The 20,571-nt window shown below is 50.7% G+C and carries 19 protein-coding genes; 12 read left to right on the forward strand and 7 right to left on the reverse strand.

Features of this window, described 5'->3' with window-relative positions:
• Positions 1 to 16: 16 nt before the first annotated feature.
• The 5 genes from L4C36_RS09570 (at position 17) to spfP (ending at position 5,604) form a co-directional block, all read left to right on the forward strand.
• On the forward strand, positions 17 to 331 hold the full coding sequence (locus L4C36_RS09570) for a DUF3630 family protein (RefSeq protein WP_428477574.1): 315 nt from the start codon (positions 17 to 19) through the stop codon (positions 329 to 331).
• A 108-nt stretch (positions 332 to 439) separates the two neighbouring features.
• Positions 440 to 1,132 (forward strand): 7-cyano-7-deazaguanine/7-aminomethyl-7-deazaguanine transporter, encoded by a 693-nt coding sequence (locus L4C36_RS09575; RefSeq protein WP_428477575.1) that lies wholly within the window; start codon positions 440 to 442, stop codon positions 1,130 to 1,132.
• Positions 1,133 to 1,259: 127 nt separating this feature from the next.
• The gene (locus L4C36_RS09580; RefSeq protein WP_428477576.1) at positions 1,260 to 1,706 is read left to right on the forward strand and encodes a GNAT family N-acetyltransferase; all 447 of its coding nucleotides are present in this window, start codon (positions 1,260 to 1,262) and stop codon (positions 1,704 to 1,706) included.
• 860 nt (positions 1,707 to 2,566) lie between these two features.
• Positions 2,567 to 5,365: a DNA polymerase I gene (gene polA, locus L4C36_RS09585; RefSeq protein WP_428477577.1), complete on the forward strand. Its 2,799-nt coding sequence runs from the start codon at positions 2,567 to 2,569 to the stop codon at positions 5,363 to 5,365.
• 191 nt (positions 5,366 to 5,556) lie between these two features.
• Positions 5,557 to 5,604 carry a small protein SpfP gene (gene spfP / locus L4C36_RS23895; RefSeq protein WP_438616993.1) on the forward strand — a complete coding sequence of 16 codons (48 nt, stop codon included), beginning with the start codon at positions 5,557 to 5,559 and terminating at the stop codon, positions 5,602 to 5,604.
• Positions 5,605 to 6,362: 758 nt separating this feature from the next.
• Here spfP and yihA read toward each other — a convergent pair.
• Positions 6,363 to 7,016 carry a ribosome biogenesis GTP-binding protein YihA/YsxC gene (yihA, locus tag L4C36_RS09590; protein WP_428477578.1) on the reverse strand — a complete coding sequence of 218 codons (654 nt, stop codon included), beginning with the start codon at positions 7,014 to 7,016 and terminating at the stop codon, positions 6,363 to 6,365.
• A gap of 158 nt (positions 7,017 to 7,174) precedes the next feature.
• On the opposite strand from yihA, the gene L4C36_RS09595 reads away from it, so the two are divergent.
• The 5 genes from L4C36_RS09595 to hemN all read left to right on the forward strand — a co-directional run bounded on the left by L4C36_RS09595 (position 7,175) and on the right by hemN (position 11,192).
• Positions 7,175 to 7,792: a c-type cytochrome gene (locus tag L4C36_RS09595; RefSeq protein ID WP_428477579.1), complete on the forward strand. Its 618-nt coding sequence runs from the start codon at positions 7,175 to 7,177 to the stop codon at positions 7,790 to 7,792.
• Positions 7,793 to 7,979: 187 nt separating this feature from the next.
• Positions 7,980 to 8,618 (forward strand): class I SAM-dependent methyltransferase, encoded by a 639-nt coding sequence (locus L4C36_RS09600; protein ID WP_428477580.1) that lies wholly within the window; start codon positions 7,980 to 7,982, stop codon positions 8,616 to 8,618.
• Positions 8,618 to 9,169, forward strand: coding sequence for a Der GTPase-activating protein YihI (yihI, locus tag L4C36_RS09605; RefSeq protein ID WP_428477581.1), 552 nt, complete (start codon positions 8,618 to 8,620; stop codon positions 9,167 to 9,169). The genes L4C36_RS09600 and yihI overlap by 1 nt, the downstream gene beginning before the upstream one ends.
• 12 nt (positions 9,170 to 9,181) lie before the next feature.
• Complete coding sequence (locus L4C36_RS09610) at positions 9,182 to 9,658, forward strand: DUF2489 domain-containing protein (RefSeq protein WP_428477619.1); 477 nt, start codon at positions 9,182 to 9,184, stop codon at positions 9,656 to 9,658.
• 160 nt (positions 9,659 to 9,818) lie between these two features.
• Positions 9,819 to 11,192, forward strand: a complete 1,374-nt coding sequence (gene hemN, locus L4C36_RS09615; RefSeq protein WP_428477582.1) for an oxygen-independent coproporphyrinogen III oxidase — start codon at positions 9,819 to 9,821, stop codon at positions 11,190 to 11,192.
• An 85-nt stretch (positions 11,193 to 11,277) separates the two neighbouring features.
• On the opposite strand, the gene L4C36_RS09620 is transcribed toward hemN, so the two are convergent.
• The 6 genes from L4C36_RS09620 to glnA all read right to left on the reverse strand — a co-directional run bounded on the left by L4C36_RS09620 (position 11,278) and on the right by glnA (position 17,617).
• Positions 11,278 to 11,406 carry a hypothetical protein gene (locus L4C36_RS09620; RefSeq protein ID WP_268248450.1) on the reverse strand — a complete coding sequence of 43 codons (129 nt, stop codon included), beginning with the start codon at positions 11,404 to 11,406 and terminating at the stop codon, positions 11,278 to 11,280.
• 218 nt (positions 11,407 to 11,624) lie between these two features.
• Positions 11,625 to 12,626 (reverse strand): adenosine deaminase, encoded by a 1,002-nt coding sequence (gene add / locus L4C36_RS09625; protein ID WP_428477583.1) that lies wholly within the window; start codon positions 12,624 to 12,626, stop codon positions 11,625 to 11,627.
• A 223-nt stretch (positions 12,627 to 12,849) separates the two neighbouring features.
• The gene (gene glnG / locus L4C36_RS09630; RefSeq protein ID WP_428477584.1) at positions 12,850 to 14,265 is read right to left on the reverse strand and encodes a nitrogen regulation protein NR(I); all 1,416 of its coding nucleotides are present in this window, start codon (positions 14,263 to 14,265) and stop codon (positions 12,850 to 12,852) included.
• Between the two features lie 78 nt (positions 14,266 to 14,343).
• Positions 14,344 to 15,417 (reverse strand): nitrogen regulation protein NR(II), encoded by a 1,074-nt coding sequence (glnL, locus tag L4C36_RS09635; protein ID WP_428477585.1) that lies wholly within the window; start codon positions 15,415 to 15,417, stop codon positions 14,344 to 14,346.
• Between the two features lie 94 nt (positions 15,418 to 15,511).
• Positions 15,512 to 16,084, reverse strand: coding sequence for a DUF4124 domain-containing protein (locus tag L4C36_RS09640; protein WP_428477586.1), 573 nt, complete (start codon positions 16,082 to 16,084; stop codon positions 15,512 to 15,514).
• A gap of 123 nt (positions 16,085 to 16,207) precedes the next feature.
• On the reverse strand, positions 16,208 to 17,617 hold the full coding sequence (gene glnA, locus L4C36_RS09645; RefSeq protein WP_428477587.1) for a glutamate--ammonia ligase: 1,410 nt from the start codon (positions 17,615 to 17,617) through the stop codon (positions 16,208 to 16,210).
• Positions 17,618 to 18,099: 482 nt separating this feature from the next.
• On the opposite strand from glnA, the gene typA reads away from it, so the two are divergent.
• Together typA and L4C36_RS09655 are read left to right on the forward strand one after the other, a co-directional pair.
• A complete protein-coding gene (typA, locus tag L4C36_RS09650) occupies positions 18,100 to 19,929 on the forward strand; it encodes a translational GTPase TypA (RefSeq protein WP_428477588.1) in 1,830 nt (609 codons plus the stop codon).
• 112 nt (positions 19,930 to 20,041) lie between these two features.
• Positions 20,042 to 20,569, forward strand: a complete 528-nt coding sequence (locus L4C36_RS09655; RefSeq protein WP_428477620.1) for an AAA family ATPase — start codon at positions 20,042 to 20,044, stop codon at positions 20,567 to 20,569.
• Positions 20,570 to 20,571: the final 2 nt, after the last annotated feature.

The following is a 20,571-nucleotide window of genomic DNA, read 5'->3' on the forward strand; positions in this document are numbered from 1 at the left end:
AGCGAGGAAAAAGCGCATGACCGATCATATTGATGAATATACGTGTCGACGGATTGATCTTGTGGGACGCGTGGTGGAAATCGACGCGCCCGCGTTTGATTTTGACAGCTTTGCTACAGTCGCCACCCCCTTGGTGACGATGCTGGGCATGACCGTCATGCAGCAAGAAGTGAATGCCGATCTGCATGTGTGGCTGGTGGATTTTGAAGGCTGTCAGCTCTTGCTTAAAGGTGAGCATTACAGTGGCCAATTATGGTTGGAAGGCTTGGCCGACAGTGAAGAAACATTGGCGTTTTTAGCCTCACAATTAGCCGAAGTGATGATCCGCTAGGCAACCGCTACGGTTTCTGTATAATCGCCGCCTTCGGTTGCTGCCACCGAATGAATTCGGGCGGCAGTGTTTTGGGTTCCCTCTCCCCCAATGACAAAAAGGTCTTAAATGACGACGTCTCAATTTTCTCCTGCGCAGCAGCGCAAAGCCCTTTCATTCCTTGTGTTATTCCATTTACTGATCATCGCATCGAGTAACTACCTTGTGCAGCTACCGTTTACCGTGTTCGGTTTTCATACCACTTGGGGTGCCTTTACGTTTCCCTTTATTTTTCTAGCCACCGATCTGACTGTGCGGATCTTCGGGGCGGGCATGGCACGTAAGATCATCTTGCGTGTGATGGTGCCAGCACTGGCGATTTCCTATGGATTATCGGTACTGTTCTATCAAGGTGAGTATCAGGGGCTGGCCCATCTGGGGGAGTTTAATCTGTTTGTCGCACGTATTTCGATGGCGAGTTTCATGGCGTACCTATTAGGTCAGATCATGGATGTCTCGGTCTTTAATCGCCTACGTCAAACCCGACAGTGGTGGGTGGCACCGACGTGCTCCACATTACTGGGTAATGCGCTGGATACTCTGGCGTTCTTTACTATCGCGTTCTACAACAGTCCGGATCCATTTATGGCGGCGAACTGGGTAGAGATCGCGTTGGTGGATTACAGCTTTAAGCTGATCATTAGCTTGGGCTTGTTTGTGCCGATGTACGGGGTGTTACTCAATATGCTGATCAAGCATTTGACCACCTTGTCACCTGCTCGCCAGTCTGCCAGTGATGAGGCCAAAACGCTGCAGATGTAAGTCTGTTGCTTTAGCGCCATCAACGTGTAAGTGTTATTTGAGGTCAGCGTTTGCTGGCCTTTTTTATATCCCGACAACGTGACATCGTGTGCGGTGTGTGGATTGTGGATTGTGAGAAGGAAAATACATGCATATTCGAGAAGCCAGTATTGCCGAAGCGGTTGCCGTGTTGTGCCGCATTGAAGAGTTTGCCCATCCTGCTGATACTGCCGCGTTAACGGCCCGTTTGCCCGCCACGGGCAGCTTGATTTTGATTGCTTATGTGGCTGGCGAGGCGGTGGGTGTGAAGATCGGTTACCCCTTATCGTCGCAGTGTTTTTATAGTTGGTTAGGCGGTGTGGCTCCGGCGGGACGCCAGCAAGGGGTGGCACAAGCCTTATTGGAAGCACAAGAAGCGTGGGCGATCACGCAGGGCTATGACATGCTGCGTGTGAAGTCGCGCAATCGCTTTGCGGCCATGCTGCGCCTGCTGTTGAGGAACGGCTATCAGATTGAAGACATCGAGAAAAAAGACGGGATCCAAGACTTCCGGCTGCACTTTGTAAAGCAATTAAATGAAAATAGTTCTCAATAAGTGCTTGCATCTCAAATGAGAATGGTTATTATTACATTGCACTCAGCGAGGAGGGAAACACAACACTGCTCGTCTGAAGGCACGACATTGCTCACATTGCTTCCAGTGTACTTTAGCTAGGGTTAGTTTTTTAGTGTAGGGCTAAAAATGGCAACCTCTTATGCTAAGCGGCAGCTACCTTCTCCGTCCTATTCGCGAGAATGTAGCGCCGCTTTTTTCTTTTCTTCCTGTCGCTTTTTCTTGCTCTATGTCTTGTGTCATCGCCATCCCACTTTTGATCCAACGTCTGAATCCTCATGCGGTGTCAGGATCCGTCTTGATCGTACTTGTCGTATCCGATTGCGATCAAAATAGGTATCTATCTGCCATTTCTGCCGTTGTGATCGGGGGAATCACAACGGCAGGGGAATGTTCGGGGCAAAACCGTGTCAGCGAGGGCCTTCCTGCTCAATGGTATAGCGCGATAAGACGGCATCATGAGAGGCTGGGACGTCAAAGATGCCAGAACCGCTCAAAATGGCAGCGATCTTTTTCATAATGGCTCCCTTTATGTTCAGAATTGATGGTTTTTACGCGTGATTTAGCATATTTTCGATCGGTCTGTTAACTTTTTCCACAAGAGATGATCATTACACGATCGAAGATCCTTTTGAGGGTGATATTTTATCTTATTGTTTTATATTGTTTTTTATAAAAAACTTAAGTTTTTTTGAAAAATTGATCAATGGGTTAAATTGAAATACTAACAAACTTATCCACAGATGACTGACGGGGAAGGGAAATCAGCAGTTAACAGTTGCCAGTAGTCATGGCATCCTAGTGAACTATCTCTTTCATCCCCCGGATATAAGAATCTCTTTATGGCGACTATCCCTGAAAATCCCCTCATTTTGATTGATGGATCCTCTTATCTGTACCGCGCTTTTCATGCTTACCCAGGTACCATGAGTAACGGTGAGATCCCAACCAACGCTGTGTATGGTGTCGTGAACATGTTGCGCAGTATGATGCGCCAATTTGCGTCTGATCGTATCGCGGTGGTGTTCGATGCAAAGGGTAAAACCTTCCGTGACGATATGTATCCGGACTATAAGGCGAACCGTCCCCCGATGCCGGATGATTTGCGTTGCCAAATTGAACCGCTGCACAACGTAATTCGTGCGATGGGGCTGCCGTTGATTTGTATTCCTGGTGTCGAAGCGGATGACGTGATTGGTACGTTGGCGTATCAAGCGTCACAACAAGGCATGCCTGTTTTGATCAGCACTGGCGATAAAGATATGGCGCAGCTTGTTGATGATAACGTTACCTTGATCAACACCATGACGAACGTAGTGATGGATCGCGAGGGTGTGATTGAGAAGTTTGGTATTCCACCAGAATTGATCATCGACTATTTAGCGTTGATGGGCGATAAAGTGGATAACATCCCGGGCGTACCGGGCGTCGGTGAAAAAACGGCAACGGCACTGCTACAAGGGATCGGCGGCTTGAGTACGCTGTACGAACGCTTGGATGATATTGCCGCACTGGGCTTCCGTGGCTCGAAAACCATGGCGAAGAAGCTGATTGATAATAAAGACAACGCCATGCTGTCGTATGAACTGGCGACTATCAAGTTGGATGTTGAGCTGGAAGATACGCCTGACTCGCTACTCAAAGCTGAGCCAAGCGTTGATGCATTGATCAAATTGTTTGGGCAGCTTACCTTCAAATCTTGGCTGAACGATTTGCTCGATGGCGGTACTGGTGTGGTTGAAGCGGATGAGTCAACCGGTTCGGTACGCGGTGCGTCAGCGTCTGCAACCGCTCACGCGGATATGGATACCTCGGCGGTGAACATCGACCGCAGCCAGTACGAAACCATTTTGGATGAAGCCACGTTCAATGTGTGGCTCGACAAACTGAAAGCCGCTGAGCTGTTTGCGTTTGATACGGAAACGGACAGCTTGGATTACATGGTCGCGAACTTGGTTGGTCTGTCATTTGCTACGGAAGAAGGCGTGGCGGCTTATGTGCCCGTGGCACACGACTACTTGGATGCGCCTGAGCAGCTAGACCGTGATTGGGTATTGGCACAGCTGAAACCGATCTTAGAAGATGACGCGCAAGCAAAAGTGGGTCAGAACCTGAAATACGATGCCTCTGTGTTGGCCCGTTACGGCATTGAGATGAAAGGCATTAAGCATGACACCATGCTGGCGTCTTACGTGTACAACAGTGTCGGCGGCAAACACGACATGGATAGCTTGGCTTTGCGCTTCCTGCAACATAGCTGCATTTCATTTGAGCAAATTGCCGGTAAAGGCAAAAATCAGCTGACCTTTAACCAGATCGATCTGGAACAAGCGGCCCCTTATGCGGCAGAAGATGCGGATGTCACGCTACGTTTGCACAACCGTCTGTCTGCGCACATCGAGCAAGATGAAAAACTCAAATCTGTGTATGACGACATCGAAATGCCGCTTGTGCCGGTATTATCGCGTATTGAACGGACTGGTGTGCTGATTGATGACATGAAGCTGAGCGCGCAGTCGGTCGAAATTGCGGCCCGTCTTGAAACGCTGGAGAAGCAAGCCTACGAGATTGCTGAGCAAGAATTCAACATGAATTCGCCCAAACAGCTGCAAGCGATCCTGTTCGAAAAAATGGCGCTGCCGGTGATCAAGAAGACCCCATCAGGCACGCCGTCAACCAATGAAGAAGTGCTGCAAGAATTGGCGTTGGACTACCCGCTACCGAAGCTGATTTTGGAATACCGTGGTCTGGCGAAACTGAAATCGACCTACACCGACAAACTACCGAAGATGATCAACCCATCAACGGGCCGCGTGCATACCTCTTATCACCAAGGGGTCACCGCGACAGGGCGTTTGTCGTCCACCGATCCAAACTTGCAGAACATCCCTGTTCGTAACGAAGAAGGGCGTCGTATTCGTCAAGCCTTCGTCGCACCGGCGGGCTATAAAATTCTGGCGGTCGATTACTCGCAAATTGAATTGCGTATTATGGCGCACCTCTCGGGTGACCAAGCGCTATTGGATGCGTTCCGTCACGGCAAAGATATTCATGCCGCCACCGCCGCTGAAATTATGGGCATCGACATTGAACACGTCTCTAGCGAGCAGCGCCGTCGCGCCAAAGCCGTTAACTTTGGTTTGATTTACGGTATGAGTGCGTTTGGTTTGGCGAAGCAGCTTGGTATCTCGCGGGGTGAAGCGCAGGTGTACATGGACACCTACTTCGAGCGTTACCCGGGTGTGATGCAGTACATGGAAGACACCCGCAGCGCGGCGTCGGCACAGGGGTATGTTGAAACGATTTTTGGTCGTCGTCTTTACCTGCCTGAAATCCAATCTCGTAACGGGATGCGCCGTAAAGCCGCAGAACGTGCCGCGATCAATGCCCCAATGCAGGGCACGGCTGCGGATATCATCAAGAAAGCCATGTTGTTGGTGGACACATGGATTGCGGAGCAACCGGCCGATCGGGTACGCCTATTAATGCAAGTACACGATGAACTTGTATTTGAAGTACAAGAGTCGGAAGTAGAGAACGTTTCTGTTGAGATTCAGCGCCTGATGGCGTCGGCGGCGACGTTGGATGTGCCTTTGATTGCAGAGGCGGGTATGGGTGATAACTGGGAGCAAGCGCACTAAAAAACAGCGATTTCACCCTGGTTGTTGAGAGAATAGTCAGCTTTTGCTGACTATTTTTTTATAAAAAATAAACATACAAAAAAGTTACTGATTGTAGAAATTACTTACGAATTGTTGAAAAAAAACTACAAAAGCGCTTTTCAACGCTGAGCAATTGATATACAGTTAATGACGTAGGGTACAGAGGTAAGATGTTCTATCTTTCAGACCTTTTGTTTCACGTTATTGGATTTGGCTGATTCAGCCGCCCTGGTCGTTTGGCCAGGGCGTTTTTTATTGTGCCGACCTAACGCGCCTTTCCTGCTCGTTTTTCCCTCTTCATACGTTTTAATCTCCCCGCGATCCCGTGACTGATTGACTTTTTTTTCGACTATTCTCTTATCGTATGCCGTTTTTATTGGCGTCTGACGTTGTGCGTCTGTCTTTCTCTGATTAGGCATTAAAATTAGAGCATTTACTTTAATGTTAGGCGCGGGACGGGTATAATGACGGTCGCTTCTTGTTCATATTTGTTTTTGGTAGCGGGCCATTTTGCCGGCTAGCCAACACATCCATGAAATGGCCACCCTCACATTGACGGTGGCTTTTTTTTCGCCCGATGATAGCCAAATGTAATTTTATTCCACTCAGGCTGTCATGCTGCGCTATTCCCACCTTCTTATTTTTCTAAAAAAAACAACTTCACCCTGAAAGCACAATGAAGCCGCTAAAAGTCCATCTGAAGGTTGATGGAAGGTTATGATGGCTCGGTTTATATGTTGTAAAAGGTGAAGTCGAACAGGATAAATTGCTTGATTTAGGCGGGTAAATCCATGATGCTTTCAACACAAAAACTAAAAAACTCCTATTTCTCTCCCATTGCCCCACGATACCGGTGGGGTATTTTTATGCCCCGCATTCGGTGGAGAGAAACCGTCAGCGCAGTCAAATTCGAGACAGAAAAAAGGCGCCTTATGGCGCCTTTTAGGGTGTTGGGTGATCGGGGGAAACGTGGCGATTACGCCTCGTCACCGTGATCGTCTTCCATGATGGCACGTTGGCGCTCTAGCTCAGGGGCACACCATGCATCTAGCTGGCGGCGCACTTGATCCACACCGATACCTTTCAGTGACGAGAAGACTTCTGCCTGCACATCACCGCCGAAGGTGGCCACGGTTTCACGCACTTTCATCAACTGCTGTTTGCGTACACCACTCTTTAATTTGTCGGCTTTGGTCAGTAGTACAAGCACAGGTAGGCGGCTCTCAATCGCCCACATGATCATCTGCTGATCCAAATCTTTCAGTGGATGACGGATGTCCATCAATACCACTAAGCCCTGCAAACACTCACGCTTTTGCAGGTACTCACCCAGTGACTCCTGCCACTTAAGCTTCATTGCCAATGGAACCTGTGCAAAGCCGTAGCCTGGTAAGTCGATCAGGTTACAGCCCGGTACCACTTCAAACATGTTAATCAGCTGGGTACGGCCCGGTGTTTTTGAGGTACGAGCCAGGTTTTTTTGATCGGTAATACGGTTTAACGCGCTTGACTTACCTGCGTTGGAGCGGCCAGCAAATGCAATCTCAACGCCTGCGTCCGTCGGAAGTTGACGGATTGAGGGCGCACTTGTGATAAATTTGGTGTTTCTATAGTTGAGAGGTTGATTCACTGTTAACTCCGTCAAGTCTTCATGTAGTCGACTGATTACTTTTATGTGAAATTGTGTAAAATATAAGAAAACCGAGCTCGGTTAGTGGTCGCATTGTATACCATGTCACTGAGCATTACTTGTGGTACTGGAAGCTCAATAATTATAAATGGAATGTCATGAAGAAATTAGCACTGATATTGACCCTTCTGGCCAGTTGCTCCGCCTGGGCTCAGGGTGATGCAGACGCTGGCAAGATGAAAGCAGCAACATGCGCCGCCTGTCATGGTGCAGACGGCAATGGAATTATGGCCCAATATCCGAAAATTGCAGGCCAGCATGCCGGCTATTTGGAAAAACAGCTGAAAGATTTCAAGCTAGCGATGTCAACGGGTGGGCAACAAGGACGCCAAGATGCCGTCATGGGCGGTATGGTGATGCCATTGACCGAACAAGACATGGCGGATCTGGCTGCTTATTATGCCTCACTGCCTATTTCCGATAACACGACGCCGGAAGTCTCCGTCGAAGTGGGTCAAACCCTTTACCGCGCCGGTGATCCAGAGCGAGGTATTACCGCTTGTACGGCCTGTCATGGCCCACGCGGTAACGGTACCAGCCTGTCTGGCTTCCCGAAAATCTCTGGCCAAAATGCCGAGTACGTACAACTGCAGTTGGAAAAATTCCGTGACGGACAACGTGGCAACGACATGAATGCCATGATGCGCGCGGTGGCCACAAAGCTGACAGATAAAGAAATTTCTGCTCTGTCTCATTATGTGGGCGGCTTGCACTGATCCCGCTTGATGACCGAATGGTCAAGCAAGTACGAGGGATGAAAAGGCAGCGGCGCTGCCTTTTTTTGTGCCTCGCGGTTTCGCGTTGCGCAGGGAGTGCACATTTCTCAATCAAATCTGCTATTATACGCCGCTTCATAAAATGCCGTGGTAGTGCCACGGTCAATGCCTTTACAGGAGAGCAGCCATGCAGACGTGTCCACTGTGCCAACGTCATGGCGCTGAGACGTTTCATCAGGACAAGCGACGTCAGTATTTCCGCTGTGGAGAATGTGCCCTGATCTTTGCGGATCCAGCAGCACGATTGTCACCGGAAGAAGAAAAAGCCCACTATGATCTTCATGAGAATGATCCCGAGGATCACGGTTACCGTGGCTTTTTAAATCGCTTGGCGGCACCGATGCTTGAACGTGTCGCACCGGCCTCTCACGGATTGGATTTTGGTTGTGGCCCAGGGCCAACGTTGTCATTGATGCTGGCTGAGGCAGGTCATCACATGGCGATTTATGATCCTTATTTTGCGGCTCACCCTGAGGTATTGGACGCACAGTATGACTTTGTGACCTGTACCGAGGCGATTGAACACTTTTATACGCCTGCGAAGGAATGGGGGCTGCTACTTGGTCTGGTTAAACCTGGCGGATGGCTAGGATTAATGACCAAGTTAGCAAAAGATGCAGATGCCTTTGCGCAATGGCATTACAAGAACGACCCAACCCACGTGAGCTTTTTTAGCCGCGAAACGTTCCATTACTTGGCCCAAAGAGACGGTCTGGACGTTGAGTTTGTTGGGAATGATGTAATTTTGCTGAGGAAAACCCAGTAATGACACGTAAGAAAAGAACACGCAAGGTAGGAACAGAAGGTCCTGCAGTTTACTCTGAGAAAAGCCGTAACGACGTTGATCGTGACAGTTTGCAGCGTAAGAAAGACCGCAAGCGTAAAGGCCTGAAATCAGGTAGCCGTCACTCTGTGATTGAAGCAGGTAGTGCACGTAAAGCCGCTCAGGCGAAAGATCCTCGTCACGGCAGTAAGAAGCTTGTGCCGCTGATTGTTGAACCGAAGAAGCCGCAAACGAAGAAAGAACGCCGCCTAAGTGCCGAGCAGGAACTGGCGATGCTAGAGAATGACGCGCAATTGATGGTGTTGTTGGATCGCATTGATGCCGGTGAAAAACTGGGTGCAGGCCTACAGAAACAAGTGGATCAGAAGCTCGATCGTATCGAACGCCTGATGAGCCAGTTGGGTCTGTTGGAGGACGATGCGCCAGAAGCGGTTGCAGAGACAGCGCCAGTTAAGACGTCGGGCCCACGCTCTGACGACGATTTGCTGGATGCATTTGAAAACATGGACTTTGACGATTTCGACAAGGAGTAACCCTTGCAGGATATGACGCTTTGGCTAGGATTGGCCGGTTTGATCATTGCTATGTTGGCGAGCTATGCCGCCTATTTGTGGTTGAAAGTGTACCAGCAGCATAAACGCCATCAGGCTTTTTTGCTGCGGGCAGAGCAACAGCAAGTAGAAGGCATTAAACAGCGTAATGCCAACATCATGGAAAGCGTGATGATCATTGCAGAGGCGGGTAAGCAAGATCAGTGTGATATGTCTGAAATCACGATCCGTCTGTATAAACTGATGGAAGTGTTGCAGGGCGATCAGCATGTGGATTTTGCGACCCAGTATCCGGCGATGTATGCGCTTTACGATGTCGTTAAAGACATGCCTCGCGGTGATGCGCGCAAGTCGCTGGCGAAAAAAGAGCGTATGACGCTTGATTTACAGCGAATGAAAACCGAAGCCCGCTTGCTCGATGCCATCAAGGCCGAGCTTGAGCACATCCTTGCCGGTAAAGCGACTGCCTGACCGTCAAGTACCCTCTAAAATCCCCTTCGCTATACTCCGTAGAGCGGGGGGATTTTTTATTGGCGCGACAGCGCCATGAACTTTTATCTACATTGTTATTGAGTTATGGCACACTCGATAGCTTGTACTTTTTTCCCTCTCTATTTAGTGGAAGTATGTCATGTCAGAGACGCAGATTATTTGGGATCAGGCCGTTATCGAGAAGTACAATTACTCCGGCCCGCGCTATACCTCTTACCCGACCGCTTTGGAATTCCATGAGGCATTCACCCCTGCGGAATTTGATATGGCTTGCGCCCAATACCCGGATCGCAAACTTTCGCTGTATGTCCACATTCCGTTCTGTCACAAGCTTTGTTATTACTGTGGCTGTAACAAAATTATCACCCGTCACCAGCATAAAGCCGACCAGTATTTGGATGCGTTAGAGCAGGAAATTCGCCAACGTGCGACCTTGCTGGGCGATCGTGAAGTGAGCCAATTGCATTGGGGCGGCGGTACACCGACCTTTTTGACCAAGGCGCAGATCAGCCGCTTGATGGACTTGTTGCGTGATCAGTTCCGCTTTGCCGCCGATGCGGAGATCAGTATTGAAGTTGACCCCCGTGAGATTGAGTTGGATATCCTCGATCACCTGCGTGGTGAAGGCTTTAACCGCCTGAGCATTGGGGTGCAAGACTTCAACAAAGAAGTGCAGAAGCTGGTGAACCGTGAGCAAGATGAAGCCTTCATTTTTGCCATGGTCGAACGTGCCCGCGAACTGGGTTTCCGTTCCACCAATCTGGACTTGATCTATGGTTTACCAAAGCAGACGCAAGCCTTGTTTGCTGACACCCTTGAACAAGTGCTGACCATGCGTCCGGGGCGTTTGTCAATTTTTAACTATGCCCACATGCCGACCTTGTTTGCTGCCCAGCGTAAAATCAAAGATGAAGATTTGCCGGGGGCGACAGAAAAACTGGCGATCCTGCAAGACACGATTGCGACCTTAACCGGTGCCGGTTACCAGTTCATCGGGATGGATCACTTCGCACTGCCTGATGATGAGTTGGCGGTCGCGCAGCGTGAGGGCATTTTGCACCGTAATTTCCAGGGTTATACCACGCAAGGTGAGTGTGATTTGCTGGGGTTAGGGGTATCGGCGATTTCCATGATCGGCAATTGCTATGCGCAAAACCAGAAAGAGCTGAAACACTACTACACTAACGTGGATGAGAAGCGTGAAGCGTTGTGGAAAGGTGTGTCATTGGATGCCGATGACTTGTTGCGCCGTGAAGTGATCAAGTCGTTAATTTGTAATTTCCAGCTAAACAAAGCTGAGATTGAACAGCGCTTTAATATCGACTTCGATAGCTACTTTGCGGAAGATCTTGGTTTGCTGAAAACCTTCATCAATGATGACTTGGTGGCGGTGGATGACACCTCGATCACCGTGGCTCTGAAAGGCCGCTTGTTGATCCGTAATATCTGCATGTGTTTCGATAAATACCTGCGTGATCGTGCCCGTCAGCAGCAGTTCTCCCGCGTGATTTAATCGCCGGCGATAGCGTCAGTCAGACAAGAAAAAGCCCCCTTGCCAATCAGCAAGGGGGCTTTTTTTATGCGATGTGTGACGACGTTTAGCCGTTAAACATGTTCACCGCGGCAATCAGCGCCAGTACCCCTGCGGCAAAATGGCCTGGACCATTGGCGGCAAGTTCACTGATCGCTGGCATTGCCACGCTGAAGGAAAAGAGTGATTCCAGCATGGTGGTTCCCAGAGGTGTGTGAAGCAAAAAAGGGGGAGAACGCGTCGTTGTCGCTACACGGTTTATACGTGGCTGATGCATGGTTCAGCCGAGTGCAACAAGACAGTTCTTATTCAGGATGGCCTGATAGTGGGGGCATTTTACGCAAAAAAGACAGGAATGGAATGGGGGCGGTTAAAAAACATCCGCCCCGAGGCGATTTGTTGATAAAGCGATAATTAGCGTTGCGCGGCTTTATCTTTAAGTGCTTGTTTTTCGCTGTCAGACAAGAACGCCAGTTCCAGACCGTTGATCTGTGCTTGGCGGATCTGTGCGGGTGTCAGGCCCACTTGGGGAGCTGCGACGTTGTACTCGTGCGGCAGCTCAATGCCTTCGACGGCCGGATCATCGGTGTTCAAGCAAGCCAGAATGCCGTGTTCCAAAAAGGCTTTGACCGGGTGTGAGGCAAAAGAGGCCACGGTGCTGGTTTGAATGTTAGAGGTGATGCACGACTCGATGCCGATCTTGTGCTGTGCCAAGTAGTCCATCAGCTTGGGATCGTGAATCGCTTTCACGCCGTGACCGATGCGCACCGCGCCCAAATCACGGATCGCTTGCCACATGCTTTCAGGGCCTGCGGCTTCGCCCGCGTGTACGGTTACGTTCAGGCCGGCATTGCGCACTTGCTTAAAGTGAGAGACAAACTGCTCACCCGGCTGGCCGAGTTCATCACCGGCCAGATCGATCGCCACTAAATGGTCTTTCTGGCTCAGCAGGCCGTCGAGTTCTTGTTGGCAGGCTGCTGTGCCAAAGGTACGACTCATGATGCCGATCAGGTTGGCGCGGACACCGAAGTCACGGCAACCGGCACGCACGCCATCGACCACGGCTTCGACCACACCGGCCACAGGCAGGTTGTGCTTCATCGCCATGTAGTAAGGGGAAAAGCGCAGTTCTGCGTAGTCAATCTGTGCGTTTAAGGCATCTTCCACGTTTTCATACGCGACGCGACGACACGCATCCAGATCACCCAGTACCGCGACACCCCAGTCCAGTTTGGATAAGAAGGCGACCAAGCTTGGCTCGGCTTCGACGATTTGTACGTGTGGACGCAGTGACTCTACATCATGGCCGGGTAGGGTCATCCCAAACTGCTGGCCAAGTTCAAGAATGGTTTGAATACGGATGTTGCCATCAAGGTGACGGTGAAGATCCGTTAAAGGAAGCTGTTTAGTAATCATTATGCTTATCCCACAAAAAACTGGTTGAACAGTATACGCAAGTCGACAATGACAATCATTATAGTTAATGAGGAAGCGTGTTGATGGAGGAAGAAACTGTGTTGATGCTTACTGGGGGCGGTTGATACACCGGCGCCGACACGCTCAGGCGGTGAGTGTGTCGGCATGATTCGCTGTGGTTGGTTGTTTTTGGCTTGAGTGGCTGTCATTGACCATTACGGGTTTAGTCGCAGGTTACATTCAGCTCTTTGAGTTTGCGGGTCAGGGTATTGCGCCCCCACCCGAGCAGACGGGCCGCTTCTTGTTTGTGGCCATGGGTATGGGTCAACGCCGCTTCCAGCAAGATCTTTTCAAACTCCGGTAACGCGTCACCTAACAGGTTGTGCTGGCCTTGACGCAGGTTATCCAGCGCCCATTGCTCCAGCGCATGGTGCCAGTGCTGCGGGCGTGTATCCCCCGTTTCCGCCGAGGTGGGAGTCAGCAGTTCGGCCGGCAGATCGGCCGGCAGGATTTCATTGCCACTGGCCATCACGGTCAACCAGCGGCAGGTGTTTTCCAACTGACGCACGTTGCCCGGCCACGCCAAGGTGGTGAGCAATTGTTCGGTGTCACCGTGCAAGGTTTTGGCTTCCACGCCCAATTCGTCAGAGGCACGTTGTAGAAAATGGCGCGTAAGCTGTGGGATATCCTGGCGCCGATCTTTGAGTGACGGCAAGTGAATGCGGATCACGTTCAGGCGATGGAACAAATCATCACGAAAATCCCCCTGAGCAACCAATTTCTCTAAGTGCTGGTGGGTAGCGGCGATGATCCGCACATCCACATTGACTGGCGAGTGTCCCCCGACGCGGTAGAACTGGCCATCCGCCAATACTCGTAATAGGCGGGTTTGGATATCCAACGGCATGTCGCCGATTTCATCCAAAAACAGAGTGCCGCCGTTGGCTTGCTCAAAGCGGCCTTGGCGCACACTGTTGGCGCCGGTGAAGGCGCCTTTTTCGTGGCCAAACAATTCGGATTCAATTAAATCTTTGGGGATCGCGGCCATGTTCAGGGCGATGAAGGCGTTGTGGCTGCGCGGGCTATGGCGATGCAGTGCATGGGCAACCAGCTCTTTACCGGTGCCAGATTCGCCGTTGATCAACACGGAAATTGACGAGCGAGACAGGCGGCCAATGGCACGAAACACTTCCTGCATGGCCGGGGCTTCACCGATGATTTCCGGTGCGTTAGGGGCTTGCGGCTCGGGCTGCTGCTGGCGTTTCTGCTCTTGGCTGTGGGTGACAGCACGCTCAACCAAATTCACCGCTTCATCGATATCAAACGGCTTTGGCAGGTACTCAAATGCCCCCTCTTGGTAGGCATTGACTGCCGCATCGAGATCGGAATGCGCGGTCATGATGATCACCGGCAGGGTTGGGTGGTCGCGTTGCAGATTTTTTAATAGCGTCAGACCATCCATGCCGGGCATGCGGATATCCGACACCAACACATCCGGCACACTACGCTCTAGCGCGGCAATCACACTGTCAGCATCGGCAAACGTCTCACAGGCCAGTCCGGCCGCGGTGAGGGTCTTATCGAGAACCCAGCGGATTGAGCTGTCATCATCGACGACCCAGATTAATCCTTTGCTCATGAGCATTCCTCGTGTTGTACGCCCCGCATCATGGTGCGGAGCGAATGATTCTGTTGATGCCTTTCAGCGTGATGGGGGTCATTTGATCGGCAGATAGAGCGTGAACTTGGTGTGCCCCGGCCAACTCACGACTTCGATTTTTCCCTGATGCTGATCAATCAGGTTTTGCGCAATAGACAAGCCCAGTCCGGTGCCGCCTTCACGCCCGGTCACCATGGGGTAGAACAAGGTGTCTTGGATATCCCGCGGGATTCCGGGGCCATCATCAATGATGTCGATTTTAGCGGCCACGCGGTGGCGCTGGCCGTGGATCACGGCTTGGTGAGCAGTACGGGTTTTCAGCGTGATATTGCCGCCGCCATGGGGGTGTAACGCTTGGGCGGCATTACTGACAATATTGAGAATGGCTTGTTCGAGTTGCTCGGGATCCATGGTGAAATCGGGCAGGCTCGGATCGTAATCGCGATGGATATGCAGGCATTCTCCACCGTCGAGGCTGATCAGTTGACGGACATTTTCCAGTACAGCATGGATATTGCCGTCATGGCGGGTGCCAGGACGCTGGGGGCCGAGCAGGCGGTCAACCAAGTTACGCAAGCGGTCGGCTTGGGCGATGATCATCTGGGTGTATTCGGTATAGCTGGGATCCGGTAAGGTCTTTTCCAGCAGTTGAGCGGCGCCACGCAGCCCACCCAGCGGGTTTTTGATTTCATGGGCTAAGCCACGGACTAATTCTTTGGCGGCCTGTTGTTGGGCGTGTTGGTTCAGCTCTTGGCTGATCCGACGTTGTTGGTCGATGGGCTTGAGTTCGAGCAAAATCAGTAAATCACGCTGCCACGATAACGGGCTGGCATTGAGCTCAAGCCGATGGGGGCGACCATCAATAACAAAGGTGACATCGCTGTCGGCCAAGCCTTGTCCGCTGTGCAGAATGGCGGGCAGCAAGTTCAATTCGAGGGAGCTGTGCTGCAAGATATCTGACAGGCGAGTCTGATCTAAGCGGCGCTTACTGCAGGCGAGCAGTTGCTCAGCGGCGGGATTGACGTAATGGATTGTTAGCTGCTCATCCAGCAGCACAATCGCCGTCACCAGATTATCTACAATCAGGGAAGAAAACTCGACCGTCACAATTACCGTCCTTGTGGATGCCATTCATGGTGGTGCATGAAAGTATCAACGCACCAAATTGGTGCATCCAAGTGTAGCGTGTCTACCCGGTATCGAGAACGAAAATATGCGAAGAACGTTAGCGCGGTTGTGGAATGGTTGGCCGCTGATTGACGCCTGCACGGTGGAGGTAAACCGTTACTTTATCAGACGATGCAATTACCTTGCCGTATTTGAGCAATTGGACTTGCAGGGTATGACTGCCGCGATTGATGTTGTTCAGTTGCCACTGCAGTTGGGTTTGGGCGCGGCCTTCGACTTTACTATCCAGCAGCAAGCGGGCAGTGTGGCCTTTTTTCAATTGGCGAGTACTGCTGGCGGCGACTTGAATATTGCCGCTGTTATCGCGCAAGGTTTGCTGGTGGGTGGGGCTTAGCAGGGTAATGCCGGCTTTGGGTAAGTTTGCTTCATCCTCGTCGCCGCTGGCCGGTGCCGTGGGATCGTTGGCTGCGGTGTCGGACTGTGGATCGGGAGAACTTTGGCGTTTTGGCGGCTTGATATCCAGTACCTTCGCCTCGGGGTTGGGCTGATCGGTAAAGTGGGTGACCCCATTTTCATCTTTCCAAGTGTAAATGGTATCGGCCACGGCCATGCCTGACATGCCAGTGACAAGTCCAAGGCCGATCAAGAGCGTAAGGTGACGTATTTTCATAAGTTTAGGGCGTGGCTGTGGATGATCTGTCTATTGTTGGCAGGCATTGAAGGATCAGCAATACAAAAAAGGCCAGCGTGTGAGGCTGGCCATATTCTCTAGCGAGTTCTCTCAGTACGTTACTTATACAGAGTAGTACAGTTCGAATTCTAGTGGGTGTGTTGCCATGTTGATGCGCTCTACATCGGCTGATTTTAGCTGGATGTAAGAGTCGATGAAGTCATCAGAGAACACGCCGCCTGTGGTTAGGAACTCGCGATCTTCGTCAAGCGCCTGTAGGGCACCTTGAAGTGACTCAGCCACTTTTGGAATCTCAGCGGCTTCTTCTGCCGGTAGGTCATACAAGTCTTTATCCATGGCTTCGCCAGGGTGGATCTTGTTGTTAATACCGTCAAGGCCAGCCATTAGCATGGCTGCAAATGCCAAGTATGGGTTTGCCGCTGGATCACCAAAGCGTACTTCGATACGACGTGCTTTCGGGCTTGGTACCACTGGGATACGGATTGACGCAGAACGGTTACGGGCAGAATAAGCCAGCATAACAGGCGCTTCGTAACCCGGTACAAGACGCTTGTACGAGTTCGTTGCTGGGTTCGCGAACGCATTGATTGCACGTGCGTGCTTGATGATACCGCCGATGTAGAACAGTGCCATTTCAGAGAGGCCGCCGTACTTGTCGCCTGCAAAGAGGTTTTGACCGTCTTTGTTCAGTGACATGTGAACGTGCATACCGCTGCCGTTATCACCCACAAGTGGTTTTGGCATGAAGGTCGCTGTTTTGCCAAATGCGTGTGCGACGTTGTGCACCACGTATTTGTAGATTTGGATTTCATCTGCTTTGGTTGTCAGGGTGTTGAAACGCGTTGCGATTTCATTCTGACCCGCAGTGGCTACTTCGTGGTGGTGTGCTTCAACAACGAGACCCATTTCTTCCATGATCAAACACATAGCAGAACGGATGTCTTGTGATGAATCGACAGGGGCAACTGGGAAGTAACCGCCTTTCACGCCTGGACGGTGACCTTTGTTACCGCCGTCGATGTCAGAACCTGAGTTCCAAGAGGCTTCGATATCATCAATTTTGAAGAAAGAGCCTGACATGTCAGTGTTGAACTTCACGTCGTCAAACAGGAAGAATTCTGGCTCTGGGCCAACCAATACGGTGTCTGCAAGACCCGTTGAACGCATGAAGTCTTCAGCACGCTTAGCGATAGAACGTGGGTCACGGTCGTAGCCTTGCATAGTGGCAGGCTCGAGGATGTCACAACGGATGTTCAGCGTCGCATCTTCAGTGAATGGGTCAAGCACTGCGCTTGCTGCGTCCGGCATCATCACCATGTCTGATTCGTTGATACCTTTCCAGCCAGCTACTGAAGAACCATCGAACATTTTACCTTCTTCAAAGAAGTCAGCGTCGATTTGGTGAGAAGGGATAGAGATATGCTGCTCTTTACCTTTGGTATCGGTAAAGCGTAGGTCAACAAACTTCACTTCGTTTTCCTGGATCAGCGCTAGTACGTTTTCAACTGACATCTTGAGTAACCTCCGGTGTTAGATTGGGCAACGGGCCGCAACAAAATAGGTGAGAGCGATGTCCGCTCGCATGATTTGTTATAAGCGAGAACCGTGCCAACTTTTCAAAGCCCCAAAATAGCGCATTCTTGGCGTTTGAGGGGCGTAAAATTCCTTTATTCGCACCATTGTGGGGAATCAGTGCACCATTATGGTGCAAGAGCCTAACATTCCCGACAGGGCGACGCGTATCTACATTAGCCCACCCCGGCATATTGTCAATCAGTGAGATGAAAAATGAACCGGGAAATAGAGCCTTATTTGTGAGAATTATTGGCAGGAAAAGCAGGAAAAAACAGGGAAAAAACAGGGGGGGAAAAAAAGGCGGTGATATAAATCACATATTACGTGGGTTTTAGCGTAAAATCTGTTAGATTGTGAGCCGTTTTTTTAACCAAGTGGCGCCATCCGGTCGCTGCATGTTCTGAGTGAATGTGAAATCCATGTCTAATCAACTGATCGATAAATTAAGAAATATCGCAATTATTGCGCACGTTGACCACGGTAAAACTACCTTGGTTGACAAACTGCTTCAGCAGTCTGGCACATTAGAGTCTCGCGGTGAAGCCGAAGAGCGTGTAATGGACTCGAACGATATCGAGAAAGAGCGTGGCATTACCATTCTTGCTAAGAACACAGCAATTAACTGGAATGACTACCGCATCAACATCGTAGATACCCCAGGACACGCCGATTTCGGTGGTGAAGTTGAGCGTATCATGTCTATGGTTGACTCTGTTCTGCTTATCGTTGATGCCGTTGACGGTCCAATGCCTCAAACACGTTTCGTAACGCAAAAAGCGTTTGCGCACGGCTTGAAGCCAATCGTTGTAATCAACAAAATCGACCGTCCTGGCGCGCGTCCTGAGTGGGTTATGGATCAAATCTTTGACTTGTTCGATAACCTAGGCGCAACTGACGAACAGCTAGACTTCACCACAGTTTATGCTTCAGCACTAAACGGCTGGGCAACGATGGAAGAAGGCGTTACTGGCGAAGATATGGAACCATTGTTCCAAGCGGTTGTTGATAACGTTGCAGCACCAAGTGTTGACGTTGACGGCCCGCTACAGATGCAAATCTCTCAGCTAGATTACAGCTCTTATGTTGGTGTTATCGGTGTTGCGCGTGTAACTCGCGGTTCTGTTAAGCCAAACCAGCAAGTAACAATCGTTAATGCTGAAGGCAAGAAGCGTAACGGTAAAGTGGGTACAGTTCTTGGCTACCTAGGTCTTGAGCGTCACGAAGTTGAAGAAGCTAAAGCGGGCGACATCATCGCTATCACAGGTCTTGGTGAGCTGAAAATTTCAGACACTATCTGTGACGTGAACACCGTTGAAGCACTGCCAGCTCTTTCTGTTGATGAACCAACAGTAACCATGACTTTCCAGGTGAACACTTCTCCGTTCGCGGGTAAAGAAGGTAAGTTCGTTACTTCTCGTAACATCCTTGAGCGTCTGCAGAAAGAATTGGTACACAACGTTGCACTACGCGTTGAAGAAACTGACAGTCCAGACCGTTTCCGTGTTTCAGGCCGTGGTGAACTTCACCTGTCTATCCTGATCGAAAACATGCGTCGTGAAGGCTTCGAGCTAGCAGTATCTCGTCCAGAAGTAATTCTGAAAGAAGAAGACGGCCAGCTAATGGAACCGTTTGAAGTGGTAACTATCGACGTGGTGGAAGAGCACCAGGGTAGTGTCATGGAAAACATCGGTATCCGTAAAGGTGAACTGAAAGATATGGCACCAGATGGTAAAGGCCGTGTTCGCATGGACTTCATGATGCCTTCTCGTGGTCTTATCGGCTTCCAGACTGAGTTCCTAACAATGACGTCTGGTTCTGGCCTTATCTACCACTCGTTTGATCACTACGGTCCACACAAGGGCGGTACTATCGGTCAACGTGCAAACGGCGTATTGATCTCTAACGGTACGGGTAAAGCGGTAACATACTCACTGTTTAACCTTCAAGAGCGTGGCCGTTTGTTCTCTGAGCACGGTGATGAAGTGTATGAAGGTCAGATCATCGGTATTCACAACCGTTCTAACGACCTGACTATCAACTGTCTTCGTGGTAAGCAGCTGACTAACGTTCGTGCATCAGGTACTGATGAAGCGCAAACACTTTCTCCTGCTATCAAGCACACGCTTGAGCAGGCACTAGAATTCATCGATGATGATGAACTAGTAGAAGTAACACCAGTAAGCGTTCGTATTCGTAAGAAGCTTCTTACAGAAAACGATCGTAAGCGTGCAGGTCGTTCTGGTAAGTAATTACTAGTTAATTGCCGTTAATTCAATCCCTCCATCGGTCTGACCATGGAGGGATTGTTGTATCTGGCGCCGAGAAAAGTGCGCTTATCTAACACCGACAGAAGAAAACATGATGCAACCGATGATTATTTCCGGCGGGCCCGGGGCGGGGAAAACCACCTTGCTGATGGCCTTGGCCGAGCAAGGTTATCTGACGTTTCCCGAGGCGTCTCGCACCCTGATCCGTGAACAGGCGCAGCAACCCGATGGTGTGCTGCCGTGGACCGATTTGCCGCGCTTTGCGGCGTTGTGCTTGGATCTCATGGGACAGCAACGCGCGCAAGCGGCACGCGGCACGGTACCGGCCTTTGTGGATCGCGCCATTGGTGATATTTGCGCGTATATGGCCCTTGGCGGCGTGCCGGTGAGTGAGGCATATCTTGAGGCTGCGAAGGGCTATCACCCTGTGGTGTTCTTCTGTGCGCCGCATGAAGCCATCTATGTGCAAGATGATGAGCGCCCGCACAGCTTTGTGGAAGCAGTGCAGATCCATCAGCAGTTACTCATGACCTATCAGGCGTTGGGGTATGAGGTGGTTGAGGTGCCGTGGGGAACGGTTGCGGAGCGGGCCAACTGGGTGCTGGCCCAACTTACGCGTTAACG

It is taken from the genome of Photobacterium japonica (assembly GCF_050337005.1).
GTDB lineage: Bacteria > Pseudomonadota > Gammaproteobacteria > Enterobacterales > Vibrionaceae > Photobacterium > Photobacterium japonica.

Bases quoted from the DNA above. Each gene is read 5' to 3' on its own strand.
- L4C36_RS09620 (WP_268248450.1), bottom strand. From the start codon at position 11,406: ATGCTGGAATCACTCTTTTCCTTCAGCGTGGCAATGCCAGCGATCAGT.
- glnA (WP_428477587.1), bottom strand. From the start codon at position 17,617: ATGTCAGTTGAAAACGTACTAGCGCTGATCCAGGAAAACGAAGTGAAG.
- L4C36_RS09655 (WP_428477620.1), top strand. From the start codon at position 20,042: ATGCAACCGATGATTATTTCCGGCGGGCCCGGGGCGGGGAAAACCACC.
- L4C36_RS09600 (WP_428477580.1), top strand. From the start codon at position 7,980: ATGCAGACGTGTCCACTGTGCCAACGTCATGGCGCTGAGACGTTTCAT.
- glnG (WP_428477584.1), bottom strand. From the start codon at position 14,265: ATGAGCAAAGGATTAATCTGGGTCGTCGATGATGACAGCTCAATCCGC.
- glnL (WP_428477585.1), bottom strand. From the start codon at position 15,417: ATGGCATCCACAAGGACGGTAATTGTGACGGTCGAGTTTTCTTCCCTG.
- typA (WP_428477588.1), top strand. From the start codon at position 18,100: ATGTCTAATCAACTGATCGATAAATTAAGAAATATCGCAATTATTGCG.
- L4C36_RS09580 (WP_428477576.1), top strand. From the start codon at position 1,260: ATGCATATTCGAGAAGCCAGTATTGCCGAAGCGGTTGCCGTGTTGTGC.
- yihI (WP_428477581.1), top strand. From the start codon at position 8,618: ATGACACGTAAGAAAAGAACACGCAAGGTAGGAACAGAAGGTCCTGCA.
- L4C36_RS09640 (WP_428477586.1), bottom strand. From the start codon at position 16,084: ATGAAAATACGTCACCTTACGCTCTTGATCGGCCTTGGACTTGTCACT.
- L4C36_RS09575 (WP_428477575.1), top strand. From the start codon at position 440: ATGACGACGTCTCAATTTTCTCCTGCGCAGCAGCGCAAAGCCCTTTCA.
- L4C36_RS09570 (WP_428477574.1), top strand. From the start codon at position 17: ATGACCGATCATATTGATGAATATACGTGTCGACGGATTGATCTTGTG.
- L4C36_RS09595 (WP_428477579.1), top strand. From the start codon at position 7,175: ATGAAGAAATTAGCACTGATATTGACCCTTCTGGCCAGTTGCTCCGCC.
- add (WP_428477583.1), bottom strand. From the start codon at position 12,626: ATGATTACTAAACAGCTTCCTTTAACGGATCTTCACCGTCACCTTGAT.
- L4C36_RS09610 (WP_428477619.1), top strand. From the start codon at position 9,182: ATGACGCTTTGGCTAGGATTGGCCGGTTTGATCATTGCTATGTTGGCG.
- polA (WP_428477577.1), top strand. From the start codon at position 2,567: ATGGCGACTATCCCTGAAAATCCCCTCATTTTGATTGATGGATCCTCT.
- hemN (WP_428477582.1), top strand. From the start codon at position 9,819: ATGTCAGAGACGCAGATTATTTGGGATCAGGCCGTTATCGAGAAGTAC.